This window comes from Streptomyces sp. NPDC054887, from assembly GCF_053610585.1.
Window position 1 is genome coordinate 1 of sequence record NZ_JBSGYQ010000122.1, and the last position, 9,401, is coordinate 9,401.

9 protein-coding genes and 1 tRNA gene are annotated in these 9,401 nt (G+C 69.9%); 5 read left to right on the top strand and 5 right to left on the bottom strand.

The window, feature by feature from the left end; translation table 11 throughout:
* Window positions 1-1,330: 1,330 nt before the first annotated feature.
* Window positions 1,331-2,317 carry an HNH endonuclease gene (locus ACWGH0_RS34160; RefSeq protein ID WP_453408164.1) on the top strand — a complete coding sequence of 329 codons (987 nt, stop codon included), beginning with the start codon at window positions 1,331-1,333 and terminating at the stop codon, window positions 2,315-2,317.
* Between the two features lie 46 nt (window positions 2,318-2,363).
* Window positions 2,364-2,448, top strand: a tRNA-Leu gene (locus ACWGH0_RS34165).
* Between the two features lie 83 nt (window positions 2,449-2,531).
* Here ACWGH0_RS34165 and rdgB read toward each other — a convergent pair.
* The 4 genes from rdgB to ACWGH0_RS34185 all read right to left on the bottom strand — a co-directional run bounded on the left by rdgB (window position 2,532) and on the right by ACWGH0_RS34185 (window position 4,741).
* Window positions 2,532-3,134: an RdgB/HAM1 family non-canonical purine NTP pyrophosphatase gene (gene rdgB, locus ACWGH0_RS34170; protein WP_453408165.1), complete on the bottom strand. Its 603-nt coding sequence runs from the start codon at window positions 3,132-3,134 to the stop codon at window positions 2,532-2,534.
* Between the two features lie 20 nt (window positions 3,135-3,154).
* Window positions 3,155-3,544 carry a hypothetical protein gene (locus ACWGH0_RS34175; RefSeq protein WP_453408166.1) on the bottom strand — a complete coding sequence of 130 codons (390 nt, stop codon included), beginning with the start codon at window positions 3,542-3,544 and terminating at the stop codon, window positions 3,155-3,157.
* Window positions 3,545-3,655: 111 nt separating this feature from the next.
* Window positions 3,656-4,387, bottom strand: a complete 732-nt coding sequence (rph, locus tag ACWGH0_RS34180; protein ID WP_453408167.1) for a ribonuclease PH — start codon at window positions 4,385-4,387, stop codon at window positions 3,656-3,658.
* A gap of 120 nt (window positions 4,388-4,507) precedes the next feature.
* Window positions 4,508-4,741: a glucose PTS transporter subunit EIIB gene (locus ACWGH0_RS34185; protein ID WP_028813127.1), complete on the bottom strand. Its 234-nt coding sequence runs from the start codon at window positions 4,739-4,741 to the stop codon at window positions 4,508-4,510.
* Between the two features lie 220 nt (window positions 4,742-4,961).
* On the opposite strand from ACWGH0_RS34185, the gene ACWGH0_RS34190 reads away from it, so the two are divergent.
* Both ACWGH0_RS34190 and ACWGH0_RS34195 read left to right on the top strand, forming a co-directional pair.
* Window positions 4,962-6,233 carry a PTS transporter subunit EIIC gene (locus ACWGH0_RS34190; RefSeq protein WP_453408168.1) on the top strand — a complete coding sequence of 424 codons (1,272 nt, stop codon included), beginning with the start codon at window positions 4,962-4,964 and terminating at the stop codon, window positions 6,231-6,233.
* Window positions 6,234-6,467: 234 nt separating this feature from the next.
* Window positions 6,468-7,733: a PTS transporter subunit EIIC gene (locus tag ACWGH0_RS34195; protein WP_453408169.1), complete on the top strand. Its 1,266-nt coding sequence runs from the start codon at window positions 6,468-6,470 to the stop codon at window positions 7,731-7,733.
* A 137-nt stretch (window positions 7,734-7,870) separates the two neighbouring features.
* On the opposite strand, the gene ACWGH0_RS34200 is transcribed toward ACWGH0_RS34195, so the two are convergent.
* Window positions 7,871-8,623, bottom strand: coding sequence for an MBL fold metallo-hydrolase (locus tag ACWGH0_RS34200; RefSeq protein WP_453408170.1), 753 nt, complete (start codon window positions 8,621-8,623; stop codon window positions 7,871-7,873).
* Between the two features lie 174 nt (window positions 8,624-8,797).
* Here ACWGH0_RS34200 and ACWGH0_RS34205 point away from each other — a divergent pair, with 174 nt between their 5' ends.
* Window positions 8,798-9,283, top strand: coding sequence for a type II toxin-antitoxin system PemK/MazF family toxin (locus ACWGH0_RS34205; protein WP_453408171.1), 486 nt, complete (start codon window positions 8,798-8,800; stop codon window positions 9,281-9,283).
* Window positions 9,284-9,401: the final 118 nt, after the last annotated feature.

The window sequence follows — 9,401 nt, forward strand, 5'->3', positions numbered from 1 at the left end:
GCGTCAAGGGCGCTCCTGCGTCGCGTCGCCTGCGGCGATTTCGCTGCGCTCCACCCTTGACCCACCACCCCGGCCCACCGCTGACGCTTAACAGGGGACGGCCCAAGAAAAACGCCCGGCACGGGAGCGGGGATGGGGGCGGGCGTTTGTTCGGTGGCTTGCGGGTGTGTGGTGGGGTGCGCGGTCGGTTCTGGGGCGGCTCGGCCCCTGTCTCGGCGGGTGCGACGACGGTCGCTGGTGCGACACCGCATTTCCGATCCAAGGCGAGGTCCCACGGCGGTGGGCGGCCGACCTGGTCGGTCTGGCCGACGACATGTTGGTTGTACGGGTGGGCCGCGCCGGGGGGTCCGTTCCCCCGCGCCAGCGGGCCATGCGGCGGCCCGCCCGCCCAATGGGCGCATGGGGCCCGCCACATGAGGTGACATGTGGTCGGCATCGGGCGCAAGTAGGGCGCTCAGTCCGCGAAGTAGGCGGTTACGGGGCCCGAGCCCTGGGACTAACTCCACACTTGGCGAGCGGGAACGCCTCACCGGCCGCAGTCGTCACATCCGTATCGGTCCGGGTCGCCATGTGTGCGTAACGGCCCACACAGGTCGTCTACCGAACCGGTCACAGGTCACCGGTCGGGATGGCCGCCCAGCCAACCCAAGTCGCCCCATGCACCACCCCACACCCACGGCCACCCGCACGTCGACAGGAAGCGCCCCGCTCCCACCGACCGGTGTGCCGACGCGGGTCGCATGGCGGTGTCGCACCAACAACCGTTCCCGTCAGTCGCTTAGCCAGGGGCCGCACCACCCTAGAAGCGACCGCGCCCCACCCACACACCCGCCACCCGGCAGCACACGATCGACCACTTACCGAGCCTGTTCCGTGGGCTCCCCCCGGGGGCCGCCCCCCTCAAGCAGCCTTGCGTCGGAGGTTCGGCGGTCAAGGGTGGAGCGCAGCGCAATCGCCGCAGGCGACGCGACGCAGGAGCGCCCTTGAGGGGCGGGCCTCCGACGCCACACTCCAGAAAGGCGGCCCCCACACCAGAAACAACCAACGCCCCCGCCCCAACAAAGCCCCCCCCGAAGTGGCGCACCACCTTCCGCATTTCGGACGTGACCAACCGATAAACGGTTCGTTGGTCCATACGAGTCGCGAACACGCGGCCGGATGCGGAGGGCAGCGGTGATGAATGACTTGGTGGGGAAGGGGGCGCAGAGTCGTGTTTGAAGAGCCTGGTCTCTCTGAGCGAGATCGGTTGGCGGCGGTAGTGGCCGAGGCGACGGGGTGGGCGGATCTGATGCGTCGGCTTGGGATGACCGTGAGCGGCGGTGCGCGTCGTGTGCTGCAGGAGAAGGTGGCCGGGCACGGGATCGACACCAGCCACTTCAGGAAGCAGAGCCCGTGGCGGAAGTACACGGACGAGGCCATAGCTGCCGCTGTCGCCTCGTCGACGACGCTGCGCGAGGTCGTGGCGAAGCTCGGAGCCACGCCCGCCACGGGCACCATGGCGCACATCGGTCGCCGTATAGCCGCGGCCGGGATCGACACCGGCCACTTCCCCGGCATGAGCCGCGCCTCGTTCGACACGTACTTCACCACCGAAGAACTCGCGACGGCGGCGGCGTCCGCCGACAGCGTGCGCGGCGTGGCACGCCGCCTTGGAGTGGCGGACGACAGTCGCTCACGCGCGGCGCTGGCGGCGCTGATGAAGCGGCGCGGCGTGGACACCGCACACTTTCGCAACGCGCGCCCCGTGATCTCGGAACAGGATTTGCGCACGGCGGTTCCTGCGGCTTCGAGCTTCGCCGACGTAGTACGCGCCCTCGGCCTGGTCGTGAACGACACCAATCACCGGCGCGTGCGCCGCCGGACGGCCCAACTCGGTCTGGACACCAGCCACTTCACCCGACGCGCCTGGGGCGCAGTGCCGGTGAACCGGAGCAAGCCCGTCGCGGCGAACGCCTTGGTGGTGTTGGCACCGGGCTCGGCACGACCGCATCGCACCCGGCTGCACCGGGCGCTCCAGGAGATCGGCGTCCCGTACCGCTGCTCCTCCTGCGGAAACGGTGGTGAGTGGCTCGGGCAGCCGATGACCCTGCAGATCGACCACATCAATGGCGACTGGCTCGACAACCGGCCGGGAAACCTGCGCTACCTCTGTCCCAACTGCCACGCGCTGACGGCCACCTGGTGCCGTAACCGCCGGAGAAGGACAGACGTCACCGAGGAGCGGTCCATCGGGGCGGATTCCACCATGGCAATCTCCACCGGGAGAGAGCCCACCGGGAGAGAGCCCACCGGGAGGGAGCCCACCGCCCGGGACTGACCCGGGCAACGTTGCAGCCGCCGGCCGGTACCATGGCAGGCGGCTAGCGGCGGTGGTGCAACTGGCGACACAGCAGACTTAGGATCTGTGGCCCGTGAAACGGCTTGAGGGTTCGAATCCCTTCCGCCGCACCTGGAACGGCCTGCGCATCGGAGGATCGAAAGATCGATGTGCAGGCCGTTCGTATGCTGTTCGCAGGCGTCGGACGGCGGCCTCAGCCCAGCAGTTCCCGTACCGCCGGGGCCAGGGCTCGGAAGGCTTTGCCTCGGTGGCTGATGGCGTTCTTCTGGGCCGGGGTCAGTTCGGCGCAGGTTACGTCGTAGTCGTCCGGCTGGAGGATCGGGTCGTAGCCGAAGCCGTTCGCGCCGGCCGGGGTGTGGCGCAGGGTGCCCTGGAGGCGGCCTTCGACCACGCGTTCCGTGCCGTCGGGGAGGGCCAGGGCCGCGGCGCAGGCGAAGTGGGCCGTGCGGTGCGGGGCGTCGATGTCGGCGAGCTGGGCGAGGAGGAGGCGGAGGTTCGCCTCGTCGTCGCCATGGGTGCCCGACCAGCGGGCGGAGAAGATGCCGGGGGCTCCGCCGAGGACGTCGACCGCCAGGCCGGAGTCGTCGGCCACGGCGGGCAGGCCGGTGGCCCGGGCCATGGCGTGGGCCTTGAGGAGCGCGTTCTCGGCGAAGGTGACGCCGGTTTCCTTGACGTCGGGGATCTCGGGGTAGGCGTCCGCGCCGACGAGGTCGTGCTGGAGGCCTGCGTCGGCGAGGATCGCGTGCAGTTCGGTGATTTTCCCGGCGTTGCGGGTGGCGAGGATCAGGCGGGTCATGCCCCCAGTATCCGTGCCGGCTACGGGGTGCAGACCTTGCCGATCTCGGTGGCGGCGTCGGTGACGGGGCCGATGTCCGGGGTCTCGTCGCCCTTGTCGACGGCGGTGCGGACGTTGTCGACGGCCTTGTTCAGGTCGTCGACGGCCTTCGACAGGTCGGCGTTGTCCGTGGTGTCGTCGAGGTTCGACAGTTCGCGGTCGATGTCGCCGAGGGCCTCGTTGAGCTGGGTGGGGTCGTCGGCGGCGGTGGAGACGGCCGTGGTCAGTTTGTCGACGCTGGTGGCGATGGCGTCGGCGGTCTTGACGCAGTCCATCGCCTTGTCGAGGGTTCCGCAGCCGGCGGCGAGCCCGGTGAGCGCGGCGGCGGTGGCGACGGCGAGTGCGATGCGGCTACTACGGCGACGGCGCATGGAGCGGGTCCTCCCCCAGGTACACGAACGATGGTGCGGACGGGCGTACGGTTCGGCCCGTACGCCCGTGTCATGACAGACGCGCGAAGGGGCGTCCGCGGTTGCTCCCGGTCAGAGGGTGCCGCCGAGCGCCTCGACCTGGATGGCGGTGAGGTCGGCGCAGCCGCCGCTCGCGAGGTCGAGGAGGGCGTTGAGTTCCTTGCGGTCGAAGGGCTCGGCCTCGGCGGTGCCCTGGACCTCGACGAAGCGGCCGTCGCCGGTGCAGACGACGTTCATGTCGGTCTCGGCGCGGACGTCCTCCTCGTAGCAGAGGTCGAGCAGCGGGACGCCGTCGACGATGCCGACGCTGACGGCGGCGACGGTGCCGGTGAGGGGCTTGCGGCCGGCTTTGACGATCTTCTTGGTCTGGGCCCAGGCGACGGCGTCGGCGAGGGCGACGTAGGCGCCGGTGACGGCGGCGGTGCGGGTTCCGCCGTCGGCCTGGAGTACGTCGCAGTCCAGGACGATGGTGTTCTCGCCGAGGGCCTTGTAGTCGATGACGGCGCGCAGGGACCGGCCGATGAGGCGGCTGATCTCGTGGGTGCGGCCGCCGATCTTGCCGCGTACGGATTCGCGGTCGCCGCGGGTGTTGGTGGAGCGGGGCAGCATCGAGTACTCGGCGGTGACCCAGCCTTCGCCGCTGCCCTTGCGCCAGCGCGGGACGCCTTCGGTGACGGAGGCGGTGCAGAAGACCTTGGTGTCGCCGAAGGAGATGAGGACGGAGCCCTCGGCGTGCTTGCTCCATCCGCGTTCGATGGTGACCGGGCGGAGCTGTTCGGGGGTGCGGCCGTCGATTCGAGACATGGGGGGAGCCTAGCCGCCGGGCGCGCCCATGCGTGAGGGGCCCGTTCCGGTTGAGGTCGCGCGCGGCTGGAAAAGGCGCGCGGTTCCGGAGGGGCCCCTCACTGCGGAGTCACGGGCGACTCACATCATGTCTTCGATGTCCGCGGCGATGGGGTCGGCGTCGGTGCCGATGACGACCTGGATGGCGGTGCCCATCTTGACGACGCCGTGGGCGCCGGCGGCCTTGAGGGCGACCTCGTCGACCAGATCCGGGTTGTGGACCTCGGTGCGGAGGCGGGTGATGCAGCCTTCGATCTCGTCGATGTTGTCGATTCCGCCGAGCCCGGCGACGATCTTCTCAGCCTTGCTGGCCATGTCTTTCTCCCTGTTGGTTCCAAGCGGAAGTCTCGGCCCACCGTGGCCGCTTTGCCACGGTAACTCACGGTTGGCCCAACTTCGCGGGCGAGTAACCGCCCTGTACCGAATGATGGCGATCACCGGTGCCCTGTCTTCCGGCCGGGCCCCGGACCGTACCGCAACTGGTCTACACCAGTATGCGACGCCCGCCAAACTGGCTAGTTCCGGGAGGACGCCGATGAGTTCGGACCGCGGGGCCGCGCCACCGCAGGAGTCGCGGCGGAGATGGTGGAACGGCCTGTTCCAGGGGTTGCAGAAGGTGGGCCGCAGCCTCCAGCTCCCGGTGGCGGTCCTTCCGGCGGCCGGACTGCTCGTCAGCCTCGGCAACCTGTTCGGGGCCTACCTGGACGGCGCGTTCTGGGACAAGACCGCCAAGGTGCTGACCCTGGGCGGTACGTCGATCCTGGACGGCGCGTTCGGTCTGCCGCTGCTGTTCTGCATCGGGGTGGCGATCGGTTTCGCGAAGAAGGCCGACGGCTCGACGGCGCTGGCGGCGGTCGCGGGCTTCCTGGTCTACAGCAGCGTGCTGAAGGCGTTCCCCGTCGACGGCTCGGTCACCGAGAAGCTGCCGGAGGGTACGCCGCAGAATCCCGGCGTACTGGGCGGCATCCTGATCGGCCTGCTGACCGCGGTGATCTGGCAGCGCTACCACCGGACGCGGCTCGTGGACTGGCTCGGCTTCTTCAACGGCCGGCGGCTGGTGCCGATCATCATGGCGTTCCTGTGCGTGATCCTCGGAGTGCTGTTCGGCCTGCTGTGGGAGCCGGTGGGTGACGCGCTGACCTGGTTCTCGAAGCAGCTGATCGATCTGGGCGCCTGGGGTGCGGGCATCTTCGGCGTCGCGAACCGGTTGTTGATCCCGATCGGCATGCACCAGTTCCTGAACACCTTCTTCTGGTTCCAGGCCGGTGAGTTCAAGGCGGCGGACGGCAAGATCGTCCAGGGCGACCTGACCCGGTTCTTCGCCGAGGACCCCTCGGCCGGGCAGTTCATGTCGGGCTTCTTCCCGATCATGATGTTCGGCCTTCCGGCGGCCGCCCTGGCCATCGCGCACTGCTCCCGTCCGGAACACCGCAAGCGGGTGACGGGCCTCATGATCTCGGTGGCCCTGACCTCGTTCGTCACGGGCGTGACGGAGCCGCTGGAGTTCTCGTTCATGTTCGCGGCGCCGCTGCTGTACGGGCTGCACGCGCTCCTGACGGGCGCCTCGATGGCGATCACCTGGGCGCTGGGGGTGCACGCGGGATTCAGTTTCTCGGCGGGTCTGATCGATTACGTCGTCAACTGGCATCTGGGCACGAAACCGTGGCTGATCATTCCGATCGGTCTGTGTTTCGCCGTGGTGTATTACGCGCTCTTCCGCTTCGTGATCACGAAGTTCAACATTCCCACTCCGGGCCGCGAGCCGGAGGAGGTGGAGAAGGAGGTCGAGGAGGAGAGCACCAAGTAGGCCCGCAGCCCTGCGCGCAGCCCTCGGACCGGTCCGGTCCGGGGGCTTTCGCCGTTTGTGGAGCGATGTGTTCCGCGGCACGGGAATCGTGGGTTCCTTATCCGCGCTTCACCATGCTAAAACTGGTCTACACCACTGAGTGGTGTAGACCACGTGGCGACGCGCCGCGTTGATCCCGAAGACGCCGCCGTCCCCCATTTCCCCCTGGCGGCGCCTTGCCCCCTGGAGGAAATGATGTCCACGGACACCGCCGCCCCCGCGGCCCCCAAGAAGAAGGGCGCCGGCGCGATGGCTGTCATGCAGCGCATCGGCCGCAGCCTGATGCTGCCCGTCGCGGTGCTGCCCGCGGCGGCGCTCCTGGTCCGGCTCGGCAACGCCGACATGCTCGGCCGCGCATCGTACCCCGAGTTCGTCACCAAGATCGCGGGCTACATGGCCGCCGGCGGCGGCGCGATCCTCGACAACATGGCGCTGCTGTTCGCCGTGGGCATCGCGATCGGCTTCGCGAAGAAGTCGGACGGTTCGACCGCGCTCGCGGCCGTCACCGGCTACCTCGTCTTCAAGAACGTCCTGGCGACCTTCACCGACCCCAACCTGCCCAAGGTGGCGAAGGTGGTCGAGAACAAGATCGTCATGACGGAGGCCCCGGTCGACGCCAAGGTGCTCGGCGGCGTCGTCATGGGCATCGTCGTCGCCCTCCTGTACCAGAAGTTCTACCGCAAGACGCTGCCGGACTGGCTGGGCTTCTTCGGCGGCCGCCGTCTGGTCCCGATCCTCTCCGCCTTCGCCGGCCTGTTCGTGGGCATAGTCTTCGGCTTCATCTGGCCGGTCCTCGGCACCGGTCTGCACAACTTCGGTGAGTGGCTGGTCGGCTCCGGCGCCGTCGGCGCGGGCATCTTCGGTGTCGCCAACCGTGCGCTGATCCCGGTCGGCATGCACCACCTGCTCAACTCGTTCCCGTGGTTCCAGGCCGGTACGTACGAGGGCAAGAGCGGCGACATCGCGCGCTTCCTCGCCGGCGACCCGTCCGCCGGACAGTTCATGACCGGCTTCTTCCCGATCATGATGTTCGCCCTCCCGGCGGCCTGCCTGGCGATCGTGCACTGCGCCCGTCCCGAGCGGCGCAAGGTGGTCGGCGGCATGATGCTCTCGCTGGCGCTGACGTCGTTCTTCACCGGCGTCACAGAGCCGATCGAGTTCACGTTCATGTTCATCGCGCCCGTGCTGTACGCCATCCACGCCGTGCTCACCGGTGTCTCCATGGCCCTGACCTGGGGTCTCGGCATGAAGGACGGCTTCGGCTTCTCGGCCGGCGCGATCGACTTCGGCCTGAACCTCGGCATCGCGACGAAGCCGTGGATGCTGGTCCTGGTGGGCCTGTGCTTCGCGGCCGTCTACTACGTGGTGTTCCGCTTCGCGATCACCAAGTTCAACCTCCCGACGCCGGGCCGCGAGTCCGACGAGGAGATCGCCGAGCTGAAGAAGGCCGAGGCGAAGTAGCCCGAGGCCGTACGCGCACGAGGGCCCCGGACCGTCACTGGTCCGGGGCCCTCCGCCGTCTCCGTCCCGCGCGTACGTCGGTCTTCGCGTACCGGACGGCCCGGCGCACGCCGGACCTCGCACCGGACCCGCCGACGTCAGATCTCGTACTCGGCGCCCGCTGCCGCGAGTTCCGCCGGGCCGGTGTAGACGGCCCGCGCGTCGGCCAGGTTCACTTCCGGGTCCGTCCACGGCGGGATGTGCGTGAGGACCAGCCGTCCGGCGCCCGCCCGCTCGGCGCACTCACCGGCCTCGCGGCCGTTGAGGTGGAGGCCGGGAATGTCCTCCTTGCCGTACGTGAAGGACGCCTCGCACAGAAACAGGTCGACGCCCCGAGCCAGTTCGTGCAGCGAAGAGCAGGTCCCGGTGTCGCCGGAGTAGGCGAGGGATCTGCCGCCGTGCTCGATGCGGATGCCGTACGCCTCGACCGGGTGCGCGACCCTCTCCGTGCGCACGGTGAAGGGTCCGATCCCGAACACGCCCGGCTTGAGCGTGTGGAAGTCGAACACCTCGGCCATCGACTTCTCGGTCGGGGTGTCGGCGTACGCCGTCGTGAGGCGCTGCTCGGTGCCCTCCGGGCCGTACACGGGGATCGCGGGGGCGCGACCGCCCTCGTGCCGGTAGTAGCGCGCGACGAAGTAGCCGCACATGTCGATGCAGTGATCGGCGTGCAGATGGCTGAGGAAGACAGCGTCGATGTCGTAGAGACCGACGTGGCGCTGCAGCTCGCCGAGGGCGCCGTTGCCCAGGTCGAGAAGCAGCCGGAAGCCGTCGGCCTCGACGAGGTAGCTCGAGCAGGCCGATTCCGCGGACGGGAACGACCCTGAGCAGCCGACGACGGTGAGCTTCATGGAGCGTGAACCTCCGTGGCAGGGACGGGGAGGGTTCGTGCGGGTTCGTCGAGCGTAAGGCGCGACGGAGCGGGTCGCTCCTCGATGGCGGGGGGTTGTGGGGGAACTCACCTGCAGTGTCACCGGTTCGGGCGGGGGCGCGCGGGGCGGCCGGAGCGCCGGTACGGTCGGGGGATGGACACGTCCTGGTGGGTGGCGCTGGCCGCCGTGGTGGTACTCGCGCTGGTCGCGGCGGTGGTGGACGGCTGGGGGCGGTCCCCCCGGCGGCGGGCAGGGGGGCGCGCGCGCCCGCCGGGGCGGCCCCAGGGGGCGCGGCGGCCGGAACGCGGTCCCCGGGCGCCGGCGGCCGGGGGGCCGAGGGCCGGGGAGATCTGGTGGGCCGACGTGCCGTACGAGGACGGGCCCGGGTCCAAGGACCGGCCCTGCCTGGTGCTGTCCGTACGCGGGGACAGCGCGCTGATCGCGAAGATCACCAGCAAGCACCACGAGGAGCGGCCGGGAGTGATCGCGCTGCCGGCGGGGGCGGTGGGGGACGCGCGGGGCCGGCCGAGCTTCCTGGAGACGGACGAGCTGCGGGACGTGGGGGTGCGGGAGTTCCGGCGGCGGGTGGGGACGGCGGACCCGGCGGTGTGGGACCGGGTCCGGCATCTGGCTCGCTGACGGCAGGTGGCTCACTGACGGCAGGCCGCCGGGGCGCGGGGCGGGCCGAACGCCGGCGGCACGCCGGTGCCGGCACGCGGACGCGGGAAGAGGGCCGGACGGCGCCCAGGGGGCGGTC